Here is a 16,580-nt window from a genome sequence, read left to right as displayed (position 1 = left end):
AAACAGGCAGTTGACGGACGCGTCAATTGGCGGGCATCGCAATTCGTGACAGAATGAGCGCAGGGCACGATGAATGTCCGCGCAGGGACGGCAGAAAGGTATTTGCGGTGAGCGAACGGGAATCGATGCCCTATGACGTGGTCATCGTTGGCGCAGGGCCGGCGGGACTTTCGGCGGCGATCCGCCTCAAGCAACTGGCGAACGACGCAGGCAGCGAATTGTCGGTGTGCATCCTCGAAAAAGGGTCCGAGGTCGGCGCGCATATCCTGTCGGGCGCGGTTATCGACCCCAAGGGGCTCGACGAGCTGCTGCCCGAATGGCGGACGCAGGGCTGCCCGCTCGCGGAAGTGCCGGTGAACGACAACCAGCATTGGGTGCTGACCAAGGCGAAAAAGTTCAGCCTGCCGCATATCATCACGCCGCCGTTCATGCACAATGTCGGCACCTACACGGGCAGCCTTGGCAATCTGTGCCGCTGGCTCGCCGAGCAAGCCGAAGCGCTGGGCGTCGAGATATTTCCCGGCTTTCCGGCGGCGGAGATCCTCTACAATGAGGATGGTTCGGTGAAAGGCGTCGCGACGGGCGACATGGGCGTTGCGCGCGACGGCAGCCACAAGGGCGATTACGCCCCCGGCCTCGAACTCCACGCGAAATACACCTTCTTTGCCGAAGGCGTGCGCGGCCATCTGACCAAGATGCTCAAGCCGCAATTCGCGCTCGACGCCGATTGCGAGCCGCAGGTCTATGGCCTTGGGGTGAAGGAACTGTGGGATATCAAGCCCGAGAATCATGCCCAGGGTCGCGTCATCCACACGCAGGGCTGGCCGCTCGACCAGCACGCCAACGGCGGCGGCTTTCTATACCATCAGGCGAACGGGCAGGTGGCATTGGGCTTCGTGACGTGGCTCAACTATCGCAACCCGCACATCTCTCCGTTCCAGGAGATGCAGAAGTGGAAGACGCACCCCGAGATCGCGAAGATTTTGAAGGGTGGCAAGCGTGTCTCGTATGGCGCGCGCGCGATCAGCGACGGCGGGTTGCAGTCGGTGCCGAAGCTCGCATTCCCGGGCGGCGCGCTGATCGGCGATACCGCCGGTTTCCTCAATGTGCCGCGTATCAAGGGTACGCATACTGCGATGAAGTCGGGCATGATGGCGGCGGAAGCGGCGTTCGCTGCGGTGACCGCCGGACGCAGCAGCGACACGCTCGATGCCTATCAGACGGCCTTTGACGAGAGCTGGGTCAAGAAGGAACTCAGCGTCGTGCGCAACGTGCTGCCCCTCGTCGAGAAATATGGCGACCTTGCTGGCACGATCCTGTCGGGGATCACGATGTGGGCGGAAACGCTAAAGGTCAAAATGCCCTTCACGATGAAGCACCATCCGGACAATGAAAGCCTGTACCGGGCCGACATCATGCCGAAACCCGATTATCCCAAACCCGACGGCGTGCTGACCTTCGACCGCCTCTCCTCGGTGTTCGTATCGAACACCAATCACGAGGAAGACCAGCCGGTCCATCTGCAACTCAAGGATCCGTCGATCCCGGTCGCGTACAACCTGCCGCTGTATGACGAGCCTGCGCAGCGTTATTGCCCGGCGGGGGTTTACGAGATCGTCGGCGAGGCCGAGGGCGATCCCAAATTCGTGATCAACGCGCAGAATTGCGTCCACTGCAAGACGTGCGATATCAAGGACCCGACCCAGAATATCAACTGGGTCACACCCGAAGGCGGCGGAGGCCCCAATTACCCGAACATGTAAGCCCGCATATTTCCTGTTGGCCCTCGGCGCGCTAGCGGCGGCTTTGCCCGCGGAAGCCGCCGACGACAACGGCGCCGCATTGAATGCGCTGGTGCGCGCGCGACTGGCGGAAGAGGGCGGCGAACCCGCCGCGGCGCTGTCCGCGCTCACGGCCGTGTCGAGCGTCGCGCCCGACCTGCCGGGGCTTCGCGGCCGAATGCTCGAACAGGCGATCGAAGCCGGCGACCTCGATGCCGCACGCGCGGCCGCGCTGCGGCTGTGGACCGGAGGCGACCGCCGCTTCGATGCCCAGCTCGTGCTGATAGTCGACGCGATGCGGCGATCGGACTGGAAGGCCGCGCGCGACTATATGGCGGGGCGGAGCGACAAGGCGGGAGCAGACACGATCGGACGGCTGATCCTGCCGACGGTCAATGCGTGGATCGATGTTGGCGCGCGCGAAAAACTGCCCGAACGGCATCTGATCGCGGTCAACAACCGGCTGCGCCCCGAACCATCGCTGTCGCTTCAGGTCGCGCTGGTGCAACTCGCCACTCAGCGTACGGCGGAAGCCACGACGCTGACCGACGGGATCATGCTCACCGACCGAACGAGCCAACTTGTCGGGCTACGCGTTGCGGCGACGCTTGAAAGGGCAGGCCAGCGCGATGCCGTCGAGCGGCTTCGCGGACGGATCGCGCTCGCTTCGGGGCAACGCGAAGACCCGATGCTGCTGCTCCCCGACCAGCCGGTTTCCACCCCGCGCGCTGGGACGGCGCTGTGGCTTGGGCTGCTCGCCGACGGGCTGGCCCGCGCGCCGGGCGGCGGTTCGAAAGTGCCTTTGCTGTTCGCGCGCGCGGCGCATTGGCTGAACGATCGGGATTGGGCGGTTCGCGCGACGCTGATCGAAGCGCTCGATCGCAACGGACAGCAGGCCGAAGCGATGGCACTGCTCGATATTGGCGGCACGGAGTTACCGCCGGTGCTCGCGATGCGGCGCGCCGAATTGATGGCCGATGCGGGCGACCTGCCTGGTGCGGCGAAGCTCGCCGAGGCCGCGGCGACGCAAAGCGACGCGCGCAGTCTGCTGGTGCGGCTTGCCGACATCATGCGGCGATCGAACGATCCGAAAGCGACAGGGCGGGCCTATGAGCGCCTCGAAGCGGCGCTGGGCGACGGCGAAGGCGATCAGGCACTCCGCGGCACCCTGCTTATTGCGCGCGCCGAATTGCTGTTGCAGGCGGATGAATGGGATGCCGCGCGGCGGCTCATGGAAAAGGCGGTCGCGCTGCGGCCCGACGATGCCTCGGTACTCAATTTCGCTGGCTATTCGGCACTCGAGCGGCGCAAGGACGTGAAGCAGTCGCTTGCGCGGATTGAGATGGCGTGGGTCAAGGAACCACAGAATGCGAGCATCGCCGACTCGCTCGGCTGGGCCTATTTCCTGACGGGCCGGACCGATGATGCCGTGAAACTGCTCGAAACGGCGCAGCGCGGTGAGCCCGGCAATGCGGTGATCGTCGAACATCTGGGCGATGCTTACTGGCAGGCGGGGCGTAAGTTCCAGGCGCGATATAATTGGCGCGCTGCCGCGCTGCTCGCCGAGGCCGAGATGGCAATGCGGCTGGAGGCAAAGCTGCGCGACGGGCTGACCCCCGCCAACACCGCGCCGTGACGGCGTTTAGCGAGACCGGCTGGGCCAAGATCAACCTCGCGCTGCATGTGCGGGGACGGCGCCCCGACGGCTACCATGACATCGAGACCCTGTTTGCCTTTGTCGACGGCGGCGACGCGATCTCGGCCGAATTCGCTGACGCCGACGGTTTGACGATCGACGGCGAATTTGGCGAGGGGTTGAGCGCAGGAGGCGACAATCTCGTGATGCAAGTGCTCGCGTTGCTGCGCGGTCGTTACGGCGCGGATCGGGTGCCAACGCTGGCGGTGAGGTTGACGAAGAGGCTGCCGGTGGCGGCGGGAATTGGCGGCGGGTCCGCTGATGCCGCCGCGATGGCGCGGCTGATCCGGACGCATTTCCTGCCCGAAATCGGCGATGCGACGCTGGCGCGGCTCGTCAGCCCGCTCGGCGCCGATATCGCAGCCTGTGTCGCCAGCGCGACCTGCCTTGGCGTCGGCGTCGGTGAGGAACTGAGCGAGGTCCCCGAATTGCGGCTGGCGGGGACGCCGGTGCTGCTGGTCAATCCGCGTCGGCCCGTCGCGACGGGTCCCGTCTTTGCGGCGTGGGACGGGATCGATCGCGGGCCGCTGTTCACCGGCGCCGATTTTCGCGCGCAATTGTTCAGCGCCCGCAACGACCTGCAGCGTCCGGCGATCGCGCAGTGCCCGGCGATCGCGGACATATTGCTCGAACTTGGCGGACTGCGCCCATGGCTTGCGCGCATGTCGGGGTCAGGCGCGACCTGTTTTGCCCTATTCGATGCGGCGGCTGAGCGCGATGCGGCGGTGGCGCAACTGGCGGAGCGGCATCCGGACTGGTGGACGATGGCAGGAGCATTAAGGTGAGCGAAGCGTGGCGGCAACTCGGCGAAGCGCGCCCAGGCGGTATCCTGCTGATCGCCGATCATGCTTCGAACCTTGTGCCTGCCGACATCGAACTGGGTATCAATCCCGCGCTGCTGGCGAACCATATCGCGATCGACATCGGCGTTGCCGAGGTGGCGGGGCTGCTCGTCAAAAGCGGCGCCGTCGATGCGGCGATCCTAGGCGGCGTGTCGCGATTGGTGGTCGACTGCAATCGCGACGAGGATGCACCCGGCGTGCTGCCGATCGCGAGCGACGGGCATGCGGTTCCGGGTAATGCGCTCGACGACGCGGGACGCGAGGCGCGGCTGGCGCGGTTTTTCCGGCCCTATCACGCGCATATCGCCGCGACGATTGCGGCACGTCGCCCGGCGATGATCCTGTCGCTTCACAGCTTCACACCTACGCTCGCGGCGCATCCCGAGCAGGCGCGGCCTTGGCATGTGGGGGTGCTCTACAATGAGGACGACCGGCTCGCTGCCACGGCAATCGCGGCTTTGGAAGCCGAAGAGATGATGGTCGGCGACCAGCAGCCCTATTCGGGCAAGCTGCTCAACGCGACGATGAATCGCCACGCCGAAGCCAACGGCATTCCCTATGTGGGGATCGAGATGCGGCAGGATCTGGTCCGCGACGCGGCGGGGCAGGCGCTCTTTACCGAGCGGCTTTCTCGCATGTGCAGCAAAGTTGCATTGAATCTGGCAGGATAGGTGTGTAGAGGCGCGTCTCTTCGCTTGTTTTTGAAATAAAATTATCAGGATATCCTAAAATGCCTTCATATCGTTCGCGCACCACCACCCACGGCCGCAACATGGCGGGCGCGCGCGGGCTGTGGCGCGCTACCGGGATGAAGGATAGCGATTTCGGCAAGCCGATCATCGCGGTGGTCAACAGCTTTACCCAGTTCGTACCCGGCCATGTCCACCTGAAAGACCTCGGCCAGCTTGTCGCGCGCGAAATCGAAGCATCGGGCGGGGTCGCCAAGGAATTCAACACGATCGCGGTCGATGACGGGATCGCGATGGGACACGATGGCATGCTCTATTCGCTGCCGAGCCGCGACCTGATCGCCGACAGCGTCGAATATATGGTCAACGCGCATTGTGCCGATGCGATGGTGTGTATTTCCAACTGCGACAAGATCACGCCGGGCATGCTGATGGCAGCGCTGCGGATCAATATTCCCGTCGTCTTCGTATCGGGCGGACCGATGGAAGCGGGGAAGGTCGTGATCAAGGGCAAGGAGGTCGCGCTCGATCTGGTCGATGCGATGGTGGCGGCTGCCGACGAAAAATACACCGATGCCGAGGTAGACGAGATCGAACGCGCGGCATGCCCGACATGCGGGTCGTGCTCGGGGATGTTTACCGCCAATTCGATGAACTGCCTGACCGAAGCACTCGGGTTGTCGCTGCCGGGCAACGGCTCGACCCTCGCGACGCACGCCGACCGCAAGGAACTGTTCCTGCGCGCCGGGCGGATCGTCGTGGAGATGTGCAAGCGTCATTATGAGCAAGACGACGACAGCGTGCTCCCGCGCAATATCGCGACCTTCGAGGCGTTCGAGAATGCGATGAGCCTCGACATCGCGATGGGCGGCTCGACGAACACGGTGCTGCATTTGCTTGCTGCCGCATTTGAAGCGGGCGTTGATTTCACGATGGACGACATCGATCGGCTCTCGCGCCGCGTGCCGTGCCTGTCGAAGGTCGCGCCCGCCAAGTCGGACGTCCATATGGAGGATGTCCACCGCGCCGGCGGGATCATGGCGATCCTGGGCCAGCTTGAGCGTGCGGGGTTGCTTCATGCACATCTGCCGACCGTGCACAGCGCGACGCTGGGCGACGCGCTCAACAAATGGGATATTTCGCGGACCAACGATCCCGATGTGCAGAAATTCTTCATGGCAGCGCCGGGCGGGGTGCCGACGCAGGTCGCGTTTAGCCAGGAGCGGCGCTGGGATTCGCTCGACCTCGACCGCGAAAATGGTGTGATCCGCTCGGCAGACCATGCGTTCAGCCAGGATGGCGGGCTCGCTGTGCTGTCGGGCAATATCGCGCTCGACGGCTGCATCGTGAAAACCGCTGGCGTCGACGACAGCATCCTGAAATTCACCGGCCCGGCCAAGGTTTACGAAAGCCAGGACGCGTCGGTTGCGGCAATTCTTACGGGGCAGGTCGTCGCAGGCGACGTGATCGTCATCCGCTACGAGGGACCGAAGGGCGGGCCGGGGATGCAGGAAATGCTCTACCCGACGAGCTACCTCAAATCGAAAGGGCTCGGCGCGGCGTGCGCACTCGTCACCGACGGGCGCTTTTCGGGCGGCACCTCCGGGCTGTCGATCGGCCATGCGTCGCCCGAGGCCGCAGAGGGCGGCACGATCGGGCTGGTCGAAAATGGCGATATGATCGAGATCGATATCCCGAAGCGCACGATCAATCTGATGGTCGCTGACAACGTCCTCGCCGAACGCCGGGCCGCGATGGAAGCGAAGGGCGACGCCGCATGGCAGCCCGCCAAGCCGCGCCCGCGCAAGGTTTCGGTAGCACTTCAGGCCTATGCCGCGATGACGACCAGTGCTGCAAGGGGCGCAGTACGTGACCTGTCGCAGCTTAAGGGGGGCAAGGGATGATATTGAAAAGGGGCGCGATCCTGCCGCTTTTGCTGCTGGCGGCCTGTAACCGCGCACCTGACAATGGCGAACTCGCCGATGCGGAAGCGCGCGGTTCGCGCGAAGCGGCGGAGAATGGCCGCATCGAATGCGCGCTCGAGGGCACCAAACTGTTCGACCGGACATGCACCGTCGAGGAAATGAGCGGCGAGGGCGGAGCGATCCTCGTCGTCGGACGCGGCAATGTCGGTTACCGCCGCCTGCAGATCACCACCGACGGGCGCGGCGTCGTGTCGGCTGACGGAGCCGAGTCCGCGAAAGTCAGTATTGTCGGCGACAATGTGATCGAAGTGGCGATCGGCAACGACCGCTATCGCCTGCCCGCCAATACGGGCGGCGCGAAGTAGCGGGAATCATGCTAGTGAGCCGGCGATGTCCGTTCCCGCTGACGCCCCGATCCTGACCACCAAGGCGATGCGCGAGGCCGAGGCCGCGTGCGCGATCCAGGGAACGTCGCTGTCCGAACTGATGGAACTGGCGGGCGCAGCGGTTGCCGATACCGCGCGGCGCATGGCGGCGGGCGCCCCGATCCTAATCCTCTGCGGCCCCGGTAACAATGGCGGCGACGGTTATGTCGCGGCGCGTCTGCTTGCCGAGCGCGGCGCATCGGTCCGCGTCGCGGCGCTGGCCGAACCAGTGACCGATCTTGCCAAGGCGGCGCGGGCGGGGTGGAGCGGGCCCATCGAACCGCTGAACGGCCGCCTCGCCCCCGCGCCGTTGATCGTGGACGCGCTGTTCGGCGTCGGATCGTCGCGGCCGATTTCGGATGAACTGGCCGTGATCCTTGGGCACTTTGACGACCGGCGTATATTGGCGGTCGATGTTCCGAGCGGGGTCGATAGCGACGGCGGCGCCAATTGGACTCCTCCGCTTTCCGCCGATGTGACGCTGGCACTGGGGGCGCTGAAGCCTGCGCATGTGCTGCTCCCGACAGCGCCAGCTTGCGGGCGCGTTCTGCTTGCTCCGATCGGCATTTCGGCGAGCAAGGCGATCGGTACTTTGCCCAAACCGGGGACGGCGAAACCCGATGCGACGGCGCACAAATTCAACCGTGGAATGGTGCTGGTCTTCGCTGGCCCCATGCGCGGTGCGGCGGCATTAAGCGCGGCTGCGGCACTCCGCGCTGGGGCGGGCTATGTCGTACTCGAGGGGAGCGAACGCGCACCTTTTTCGGCGATCATCGCGGAGAGTGATGAACGGTTTGGCGAACGGCTGAACGATCCGCGCGTCGGCGCGGTCGTGATCGGGCCCGGGTTCCCGGCTGGTGACGAATTGCTGTTCGATGTCGAAGCTGCGCTCGATTCGAACAAGGCGCTCGTGCTCGACGCGGCGGCCATCGACGCCGCGCTACCACGCCTGTCCGAAACGCCGCGCAACGCGATCCTGACCCCGCATGAGGGCGAGTTCGCGCGCGCCTTCCCGCAGCTTTACGGGAGCAAGATCGACCGTGCCAAAGCCGCTGCCGCGAGAACGCAGGCGGTGGTGATCTACAAGGGCGCCGACACGATCATTGCCGCGCCCGATGGCCGCGTTGCCGCTGCCTGGCCAGGCAGCCCTTGGCTCGCCACCGCCGGGACGGGAGATGTGCTCGCGGGCGCATGCGGTGCGATGCTGGCGCGCGGGGGTGATGCGTTCGATGCGGCGGTGGCCGCGGTGGGCTGGCATATCGCGCAGGCCGCGCGTATAGGCCCCGGCCTTGTCGCCGACGATCTGGTTAGGGAATGAAATGACTGAAGCTGCGCTGATCGAGCGCATCGCTGCGCGCGGCGATGGCGTGACGGGCGACGGCCGCCATGTGGCGGGCGGCGTGCCGGGTGACCGCGTCCGCGACGACGGTATCATCATCCCCGGCCCGAACCGCACCCAGCCACCGTGCCGGCATTTCGGGAAATGCGGCGGTTGCCAACTCCAGCACGTCGCCGAACCTGCGCTTGCCGATTTTGTGCGCGACCGCGTGGTTGGCGGATTGCAGGGGCAGGAGGTCGCGTTCGGCGACGTTCTGCCCGCCGTGCTTTCACCCGCGGAGAGCCGCCGGCGCGCCGTGCTGACGGCGCTCCGCACGGGCAAGCAGGTCGCGATCGGTTTCAATGCCGCGCAGAGCAACCAGATCGTCGATATGCGGATGTGTCCGCTGCTGATGCCCGAACTCTTCGCGCTGGTCGCACCGGTGCGCGAATTGCTGACGATGATCGCGCAGCAGCGGCGACCGGTGAAGGTCAAAATGCAGATGCTCGATCAGGGCGTCGAGCTGATATTGGAAGGCGTGAAGGCCGAGGGGCTCGATGCCGCGATGGCGCTGCAGGATTTTGCCGGAGCGCACAAACTCGCGCGCTTCGCGATCGATCAGGGCGATGGCCTCGAAATCCTCTGGCAGCCCGAACCCCCAACGATGCGCTTTGGCGACGTGACTGTCGAAGTCCCGCCCTTTGCCTTTCTCCAGCCGACGAGCGCAGGGCAGGCCGCGCTGATCGAGGCGGTTACCAAAACGATCGGCGATGCCGGCGCGGTCACCGATCTGTTCGCGGGGGTCGGCACTTTTGCGCTGTCGGTACAGGCGGGTCGCAAGATCTATGCCGCCGAAGGCGCGCGCGATGCGATTGCCGCGCTTGCGGCGGCCGCAAACCGCGCGCGGGCGCTCGTCGCAACCGAGCATCGCGATCTGTTCCGTCGCCCGCTCATCCCTACCGAGCTAAACCGGTTCGGCGCGATCATCATCGACCCGCCGCGTGCAGGGGCAGAAGAGCAGGTGCAGCAGATCGCGGCGTCAGCGGCGCCTGTGATCGCCTATGTCAGCTGCAACCCCGCGAGCTTCGCGCGCGACGCGAAGATGCTCGTCGAGGGCGGCTATACGCTCGACTGGGTGCAGCCCGTCGGCCAGTTCCGTTGGTCGACCCATGTGGAACTGGCCGCGCGCTTTTCGCGCTGATCAGTGCAGCACGAAGCCGATGAAGGCGTGCAGACACAGCGCGATCAGCGCGAGGCTGGCGAGGGCAAAAATGCCGAAGCGCCACATCACGCGGTTGACCGTCGCCTGGATCAAGCTGTGCAGGATGCGCAGGCCGACATAGGCCCAGGCAAGCTGCGCATTGAGACCGCCGCCCATGCCGCCGATCGCGAGCGCGAGTGCGACGGCATAGAAGACCGTCGGCTGCTCCATCAGATGGTTATAATTGTGCGCCTTCCACTGCACCTCGGGCGGCAGCACTTCGTCGAGGCTCTTCCCCGTCCCGCCGACCATCTTGGCGGCGTCGATCTTGGCGCGGCTCATCGCCGGGATGCGCGTCGCGTACATCCACACCCACATGATCATCGACCAGAGCACCAATGTCGCGACCGGTCCCAGTATGTCGTTCGTATCCATATCTCTCTCCCCCTCAACCCAAAGTAGCGATCACCGCGAGCAGCGACAGCGCAAAAAGGCACAGCGTCGCGACCGAAAAAATGACGAAACGCACCGGCACGCGATTGACCGTCGACTGCCAGAAGCTGTGGACGATGCGCAGCACGACATAAGCCCAGGCGAGCGCACGCGTCAGGTCGGTGCTGCCGCCTGACAGGTGCAGAAAGATGATGACCGCATAGAAGAGCGTCGGCTGCTCGCACAGATGCGTGTAATTATGCGATTTCCAGTTGGTGAGCGGGGGCAACACGCCCTCCAGATCGACCCCGCGGCCGCCCGGCGGGGCGGTCTTGAGGTCGATGCCGACCTTGGAGAAAGCCTGGAAGCGCGTCACCCCCGCCCAGGTCAGCATGACGAGCGTCCACAACGCGAGCACCGCGCCGGGCGCGAGCAGATTTTCTGGCATTGGCTCCCCCTTGTTCTTTGACAGATGCTACGCCGCGGCGCGAACAATGCAATGGGCGAAGTTCAACGCTTCAGTTCGCCGCGGATCGCCTCGCCGTCGCCGTCGACGCGCGGGGCGAAGCCAAGGTCGCGACCCGGCATCGCGCCATATTTCACCGGTGGCTGCATCTCGTGAAACCCGCCGACATCGGGATGTTCGCGGCGCCGGAAAAATCCCGTCGCGACGAAATGCGGGTCTTCCTTGATATCCTGCAGATCGCGAACCGCCATTGCGGGGATATCGTTCGCTGCGAACAGTTCGAGCCATTCGGCGGTGGTCTTCGCCGGGGTTTTGCGCGCGATTTCGGCGTAGACGATCGGCATGTGCTGGCCCTTCGCCTTCGCCGCCTCGAACTCGGGCGTTTCGGTGAGTCCCGCGCTCCCGAGCAGGACCATCAACCGTGCGGTCGATTCAGGCGTATAGGGAACGATGGCCAGATAGCCGTCGCTGGTCGGAAAGGGCTGGCGCGTCGGATCGAGCTGGCGCGGATAGCCCGCGGGGCCGATCGGCGGGTCGAGCGTCGCGTCGCGCAGATGCTCGACGAGCATGAACGAGGCGAAACATTCAAACATCGGCACCTCGACCTGCTGGCCTTCGCCGGTTCTGAACTTGTGAACGAGCGCGGCGAGAATTGCCTGCGCGCCGAACTGGCCCGCGATCTTGTCGGCGATCAGCGAGGGGAAATAGCGCGGACGCGGGTCGCCATCGACGCGGGGGAGCAGGCTGGTGGTGCCGGTCGCGGCCTGGATGACATCGTCATAGGCCTGAAGATCCGCATAGGGGCCATCCTGGCCGAAACCGGTGCCATGGACATAGATGATGTCGGGCTTGAGCGCCTTGCAGCCTTCATAATCGAAACCGAGACGCGCGATCGCCTTGCCGCGGACATTGTGAAAGAAGACGTCGGCAGTCGCGATCAGGTCGCGCAATGTCGCGGCATCCTCGGGCCTTTTGAGGTCGAGCGCAATCGAGCGTTTGCCGCGGTTCACGGTCAGGTGGATCGACCCCATCGTCGGATCGGGAGCCCCGTTGCCAAGATAGCGCGAGATGTCGCCCGTCCCCGGCGTTTCGACCTTGATTACCTCGGCGCCGAGATCGGCGAGCATCTGCGTCGCATAGGGGCCGAAGATGACCGTGGTGAGGTCGACGATCCGGATCCCTGACAACATAGGCGCACATCCTCTCTCTGCTTTGCGGCGCAGGATAGAATGATTGCAAAGTAAAACGGAAGAGGGCTTCGGCGATTTTCCTTACGCCGCTGCGGGCGCCGCTTCGACATTGCCATTTCCGGCAGCATAGGCAGCCGAAATCTTGCGATAGGACCGCGAACGCAGGGCGATGATCGTCAAGGCGACACCCAGCAGGCCGGCGATGGTGAAGACAACGGCGATCCCGCGCTCGGGGCCGCGCCCATACCAGTCGCCGATGGCCCGTGCTCCCACGCCGTCGGTCATGAACGGCACGAAGACGAACTGCGTCAACGGCGCGATCAGGAAAGCGGTGAGCGGCGAGGCCGCGAGCTCTACCGACTGGGCAAAGCCGAAAACGCGTCCCTGCCGCTCGAACGGCACGACCTTTTGCAGCGTCGTCTGCTCGGCTGCCTCGGCATAGGGGCCGAAGAACATCCAGATGAAGCAACCGATCGCCAGCAGGATGATCGACGACTGGATGGTGAAGACTGCCGCGACGGCCCAGGTGACGAGGTTGACGAGAAGCAGGGTCCGCACCGGGTTCGCTCCGAGCCCCGTCCGCGATATGAGCGCGCCGCTGAGGATGAAGGCGCTTGACGTGACCGCCCACAGCAGCCCCCATGCCTCGACCTTCATCAGTGACAGGCCATACGCGTCCATGAGCGCCATGAAGACGCCGCCGAGCAGATTATTGAAGGCGGAAAAGAGGATCAGAGCGAACAGCCCCGGAATGCCGAGGACGATGCGGAAGGTTCCGGCAAGGTCGATACGGCGCGGCTCGGCATTCTCCTCCGTCTCGCGCGGCTCGTCGATATGTACGAAAAGCAGGTCGATCGCGGCAATCAGCGACAGGACGATCGCAAACCCCAGCGTCGCAACCATCCCCCCCCATGCGACGAGGAAACCGCTGATGGCCGAAGTGGTCAGGAAACCGATGCCGCTGACCATGCCGACGAGCCCGTTCGCCTTGTCGCGCCGGCTCTCGGGCACGAGCAAGGTCACGAGCGTCGGTAGCGCGATCATGCGGATGTTGCCGGCGATGACCGCGAACATCGAGACGAGAATGAAGAGCCAGAGCGTCACACTGCGCACATCAGCATTGCGGATATCGGGATCGAGCAGATAGCCGGCGAGCGCGACCCCGTAGAGGATCAGCGATGCGATGCTCGAAACCATCATCATGCTGCGCTTGCGATGATGATCGACAAGGCTGCCGAACCAGATGCCCAGCATCGCGGTCAGCACCAGATAGATGCCCGCGATCATCCCCGTCGCGAACACCGACTGGGTTTCGAGGAAGGTCCAAAAGGTCAGCGCGAACCACACCGTGAAGTTGGTGATGTTGGCGACCAGATTATTGGCGAGGAGATGATGGAAAGGCTGCATGGGGCGCGCAATCTAGCGGCCTCGCCCAAAAGCGAAAGGGCCGGTCGCATCGCTGCGCCGGCCTTTCTGTTCAGCGGTCGCGGTTCGTCAGAACAACTTGGTTACTGTCGCGCTCCGGCGTTCCTGTTCGACTTCGCCGGTGTAGAGACTGACCATCGGCTCGTCGCTGACGACATGCGTCTCGTCGGCGCCAAAGCCGTTAAACTTGGTGCGCATCGCGCAGCCATAGGCACCGAGCATGCCGATTTCGATGAAATCGCCCGCTTTGATATCCGCCGGCAGGAAGAAGGGGCCTGCCATATGGTCGAGATCGTCGCACGTCGGGCCATAAAAGCTGAACGGCACCATCTCGGCATCGCTGTCCACGTCGCGCTGCAGCGTGACGGGGAAGCGCCAGCCGACATGCGCGGCATCGAACAGCGCGCCATAGGCACCGTCGTTGATATACAATTCCTCACCGCGGCGCTTTTCGACGCGGACGATCAGCGAGCTATACTCGGCCGACAGCGCACGGCCCGGTTCGCACCAGAGTTCAGCGGAGTAGCTGATCGGCAGGCTTTCGAAGCTGCGGTGGATCGTCTCGAAATAGGCGTCGAGCGGCGGGGGCTCCATGCCCGGATAGGACGAGGGGAAACCGCCGCCGACATCGATGATATCGACGGTGACCGACGCCGCGACGATCGCCGCGCGGACGCGTTCCATCGCCTGTGCATAGGCATGCGGGGTCATCGCCTGGCTGCCGACGTGGAAGCAGATGCCGAGCGCGTCGGCCGCCTGCCGCGTTGCCATTAGCAGTTCGACGACCTCGTCGGCTTCGGCGCCGAATTTGGCGGCGAGGCTGAGCTTCGAATGATCCGACGAGACGCGGAGGCGCACGAGCAGGTTCAGGTCCTGCGCGCCTTCGGTCGCACGAACGATCTTTTCAAGTTCGTCGAGCGTGTCGAGCGAGAAGGTGCGCACGCCATGCTTCCAATAGGCTTCGGAAATCGCTTCCTCGGCCTTTACCGGATGCATGAAGCAAAGCGTCGCAGCGGGAAGCGTGCGCGCGACAAGCCGGACCTCTGCGATCGAGGCGACGTCATAATGCGTGACACCCGAATCCCACAGCACACGCAGCAGGTCGGCGGAAGGGTTCGCCTTGACCGCATACATGGTCGTGCCGGGAAAGCGGTCGATGAAGAAACGCGCTGCGCGCCGCGCCGCGTGCGGGCGGACAAGCGTAACAGGTTCGACCGGCGAAAGTGCCTGAATCAGCCCGTGGGCGCTATGATGCTGGTGCAATGCAAGGGACCCCCAAAAGTGTAACGGTAAACGACAAGGCTGCCTTGCGGTTATTGGAAGTCCCCCTGGGGCAGCGGAGGCGCATATATGGAGGGGGGTCCCCCCTGTAAAGTCCCTATCGCGCAATTTTGTAATAGAGCGGTAACATGAAGGGCGAACCGGGGCAGACGCACGCCAAACCGCGCAAACGCAAGACAAGGCCGCTCTGCGGCGCTAAAGATGAACGTTCTCGAACCCGGAAAGGATCCGTTCGCCATGGTGTCTCGCGCCGACGTCAACTATAACTTCACCGACGCGGAACTGGACGAACTACGCGCGTTCGGCGCGATCGAATCGCACAAGGCGGGCGACCTGATTATCGAGGAAGGCGCGATGGCGCCCGATTGCATTATCACTTTGTCGGGGCACACTGACATTTTCGCCTCGACCGATGAAGGGCGCAAGCGCGTCGGTTGGATGGAACGTGGGCAGTTCGCGGGCGACCTGTCGGTGCTCACCGGACAACGGCATTTGTCGCGCGTCGAGATGGGCGCCGATGGTGAGATTCTTCGCATTGTCCATGCCGATTTTCAGCGGCTGATCGCGGGCAACAGCTATTATTCGGACATCTTCATCCGCGTGCTGTCGGCGCGGCGCGAGTTCAGCAAGAATCGCGGCTTTGCGGTGACGATCGTCATCGGAGCGGCGATGGATCGCAGCGTTTATGCGCTACGAGACCTCCTCATGAAGCATGGCGTCGCACATCGCTGGTTTGACCCAGCCGACGGGCCAGTTGCGGGACATCTGCTGGCCGAGCGCGGGTTGACCGAGGATAATTTACCGGTCGCCATACTGGGGGCCGCCGACGTGCTGATCCAACCGACGCCCGAGCAACTGGCGGCGGGGCTGGGGCTCGACCTGCTTCCCGATGGCGCCACGGCCGACGTCATCGTCGTCGGCAGCGGTCCTGGCGGGCTGGCGGCGGCGGTCTATGCCGCGTCGGAGGGGCTGTCGGTCATTGCGCTCGACGCGCTGGCGCCCGGTGGGCAGGCGGGTACTTCGTCGAAGATTGAAAATTATCTGGGCTTTCCCACCGGGATTTCGGGCAACGAACTGGCGCGCCGCGCGACGGTGCAGGCGCAGAAATTCGGCGCCCGACTGGTGTCGCCGGTCAGCGCGGCATCGATCAACCGCGACGACGCCGACGCCTATTGCCTGCACCTTGCCGACGGACGCAAGTTGCGCAGCCGCGCGGTGGTGATTGCGAGCGGCGCCAAATATCAAAGCCTGCCGATCGAGGGCATCGAATCCTACGAGGGCCGCGGCATCTATTACGGCGCGACGCCGATGGAAGCGCAGCTCTGCAGCGATGCCGAGGTGAGCGTCGTCGGCGCGGGCAATTCGGCGGGGCAGGGCGCAATCTATCTCGCGAGCGTCGCGAAGAAGGTCTATGTCATTTTCCGCCGGTCTAGCCTGCGCGATACGATGTCCGAATATCTGGTTAAACGGCTCGAAGAGCATCCGAATATCGAGATTATCCCCTCGACCGACGTCGTCGCGTTGCACGGCGAGGAGCATCTGGCCGGGGTGACTTATCGCTGCCGCGAGACCGGTGCGGAGGACCATTGCGACTGCAAGTTCCTGTTCCTCTTCCTCGGCGCGAGCCCGAACACGCGCTGGCTGCCCAAGGAAATGGTTTGCGATGAGCGCGGTTTCGTGAAGACCGGTGCCGACATTGCACCGCTCGAACTCGTCAAGGCGGGCTGGTCGCTTGACCGCATGCCGAGCCATCTCGAAACCAGTTGGCCGCGTATCTACGCCGTCGGCGACGTGCGCAAGGGATCGGTGAAGCGCGTTGCGTCGTCGGTCGGCGAGGGATCTGTGGTAGTGAGCCACATCCATCAGGCGTTAGCGGAGACGGGCACTCCCGTCGGTTGACCTTACATCT

General features: G+C 64.4%; 14 protein-coding genes. 9 read left to right on the top strand and 5 right to left on the bottom strand.

Annotation, left to right across the window (positions count from 1 at the left end; translation table 11 throughout):
* The first annotated feature begins 107 nt into the window (after positions 1-107).
* The 8 genes from SKP52_RS08980 to SKP52_RS08945 are packed head-to-tail and all read left to right on the top strand — an operon-like array spanning position 108 to position 9,877.
* Positions 108-1,763: an electron transfer flavoprotein-ubiquinone oxidoreductase gene (locus SKP52_RS08980; protein ID WP_039580433.1), complete on the top strand. Its 1,656-nt coding sequence runs from the start codon at positions 108-110 to the stop codon at positions 1,761-1,763.
* Positions 1,764-1,806: 43 nt separating this feature from the next.
* Positions 1,807-3,417, top strand: a complete 1,611-nt coding sequence (locus SKP52_RS08975; protein ID WP_228383877.1) for a hypothetical protein — start codon at positions 1,807-1,809, stop codon at positions 3,415-3,417.
* Complete coding sequence (locus tag SKP52_RS08970) at positions 3,414-4,262, top strand: 4-(cytidine 5'-diphospho)-2-C-methyl-D-erythritol kinase (RefSeq protein ID WP_039574093.1); 849 nt, start codon at positions 3,414-3,416, stop codon at positions 4,260-4,262. The genes SKP52_RS08975 and SKP52_RS08970 overlap by 4 nt, the downstream gene beginning before the upstream one ends.
* Positions 4,259-4,990, top strand: coding sequence for an N-formylglutamate amidohydrolase (locus SKP52_RS08965; RefSeq protein WP_039574091.1), 732 nt, complete (start codon positions 4,259-4,261; stop codon positions 4,988-4,990). The genes SKP52_RS08970 and SKP52_RS08965 overlap by 4 nt, the downstream gene beginning before the upstream one ends.
* A 59-nt stretch (positions 4,991-5,049) precedes the next feature.
* Positions 5,050-6,912 carry a dihydroxy-acid dehydratase gene (gene ilvD / locus SKP52_RS08960; RefSeq protein ID WP_039574088.1) on the top strand — a complete coding sequence of 621 codons (1,863 nt, stop codon included), beginning with the start codon at positions 5,050-5,052 and terminating at the stop codon, positions 6,910-6,912.
* Positions 6,909-7,298, top strand: coding sequence for a hypothetical protein (locus SKP52_RS08955; RefSeq protein WP_039574086.1), 390 nt, complete (start codon positions 6,909-6,911; stop codon positions 7,296-7,298). The genes ilvD and SKP52_RS08955 overlap by 4 nt, the downstream gene beginning before the upstream one ends.
* A gap of 25 nt (positions 7,299-7,323) precedes the next feature.
* Positions 7,324-8,676 carry a bifunctional ADP-dependent NAD(P)H-hydrate dehydratase/NAD(P)H-hydrate epimerase gene (locus tag SKP52_RS08950; protein ID WP_039574083.1) on the top strand — a complete coding sequence of 451 codons (1,353 nt, stop codon included), beginning with the start codon at positions 7,324-7,326 and terminating at the stop codon, positions 8,674-8,676.
* Between the two features lies 1 nt (position 8,677).
* Positions 8,678-9,877, top strand: coding sequence for a class I SAM-dependent RNA methyltransferase (locus tag SKP52_RS08945; RefSeq protein WP_039574080.1), 1,200 nt, complete (start codon positions 8,678-8,680; stop codon positions 9,875-9,877).
* Here SKP52_RS08945 and SKP52_RS08940 read toward each other — a convergent pair whose 3' ends face one another.
* The 5 genes from SKP52_RS08940 to SKP52_RS08920 all read right to left on the bottom strand — a co-directional run bounded on the left by SKP52_RS08940 (position 9,878) and on the right by SKP52_RS08920 (position 14,653).
* On the bottom strand, positions 9,878-10,312 hold the full coding sequence (locus tag SKP52_RS08940; protein WP_039574077.1) for an MAPEG family protein: 435 nt from the start codon (positions 10,310-10,312) through the stop codon (positions 9,878-9,880).
* Positions 10,313-10,325: 13 nt separating this feature from the next.
* Positions 10,326-10,757 carry an MAPEG family protein gene (locus SKP52_RS08935; RefSeq protein WP_039574074.1) on the bottom strand — a complete coding sequence of 144 codons (432 nt, stop codon included), beginning with the start codon at positions 10,755-10,757 and terminating at the stop codon, positions 10,326-10,328.
* 62 nt (positions 10,758-10,819) lie between these two features.
* Positions 10,820-11,965 carry a CaiB/BaiF CoA transferase family protein gene (locus SKP52_RS08930; RefSeq protein WP_039574072.1) on the bottom strand — a complete coding sequence of 382 codons (1,146 nt, stop codon included), beginning with the start codon at positions 11,963-11,965 and terminating at the stop codon, positions 10,820-10,822.
* Positions 11,966-12,046: 81 nt separating this feature from the next.
* A complete protein-coding gene (locus tag SKP52_RS08925) occupies positions 12,047-13,372 on the bottom strand; it encodes an MFS transporter (protein WP_039574069.1) in 1,326 nt (441 codons plus the stop codon).
* 87 nt (positions 13,373-13,459) lie between these two features.
* Positions 13,460-14,653: a type III PLP-dependent enzyme gene (locus tag SKP52_RS08920; protein ID WP_039574067.1), complete on the bottom strand. Its 1,194-nt coding sequence runs from the start codon at positions 14,651-14,653 to the stop codon at positions 13,460-13,462.
* Between the two features lie 219 nt (positions 14,654-14,872).
* On the opposite strand from SKP52_RS08920, the gene SKP52_RS08915 reads away from it, so the two are divergent.
* Positions 14,873-16,570, top strand: a complete 1,698-nt coding sequence (locus tag SKP52_RS08915; protein WP_228383876.1) for an FAD-dependent oxidoreductase — start codon at positions 14,873-14,875, stop codon at positions 16,568-16,570.
* Positions 16,571-16,580: the final 10 nt, after the last annotated feature.

The sequence above is a fragment of the Sphingopyxis fribergensis genome (assembly GCF_000803645.1).
GTDB classification, from domain to species: Bacteria; Pseudomonadota; Alphaproteobacteria; order Sphingomonadales; family Sphingomonadaceae; genus Sphingopyxis; species Sphingopyxis fribergensis.
This window is presented reverse-complemented; position numbering and strand designations above follow the sequence as displayed.

Bases quoted from the DNA above. Each gene is read 5' to 3' on its own strand.
- SKP52_RS08915 (WP_228383876.1), top strand. From the start codon at position 14,873: ATGAACGTTCTCGAACCCGGAAAGGATCCGTTCGCCATGGTGTCTCGC.
- SKP52_RS08925 (WP_039574069.1), bottom strand. From the start codon at position 13,372: ATGCAGCCTTTCCATCATCTCCTCGCCAATAATCTGGTCGCCAACATC.
- SKP52_RS08945 (WP_039574080.1), top strand. From the start codon at position 8,678: ATGACTGAAGCTGCGCTGATCGAGCGCATCGCTGCGCGCGGCGATGGC.
- SKP52_RS08955 (WP_039574086.1), top strand. From the start codon at position 6,909: ATGATATTGAAAAGGGGCGCGATCCTGCCGCTTTTGCTGCTGGCGGCC.
- ilvD (WP_039574088.1), top strand. From the start codon at position 5,050: ATGCCTTCATATCGTTCGCGCACCACCACCCACGGCCGCAACATGGCG.
- SKP52_RS08935 (WP_039574074.1), bottom strand. From the start codon at position 10,757: ATGCCAGAAAATCTGCTCGCGCCCGGCGCGGTGCTCGCGTTGTGGACG.
- SKP52_RS08950 (WP_039574083.1), top strand. From the start codon at position 7,324: ATGTCCGTTCCCGCTGACGCCCCGATCCTGACCACCAAGGCGATGCGC.
- SKP52_RS08930 (WP_039574072.1), bottom strand. From the start codon at position 11,965: ATGTTGTCAGGGATCCGGATCGTCGACCTCACCACGGTCATCTTCGGC.
- SKP52_RS08940 (WP_039574077.1), bottom strand. From the start codon at position 10,312: ATGGATACGAACGACATACTGGGACCGGTCGCGACATTGGTGCTCTGG.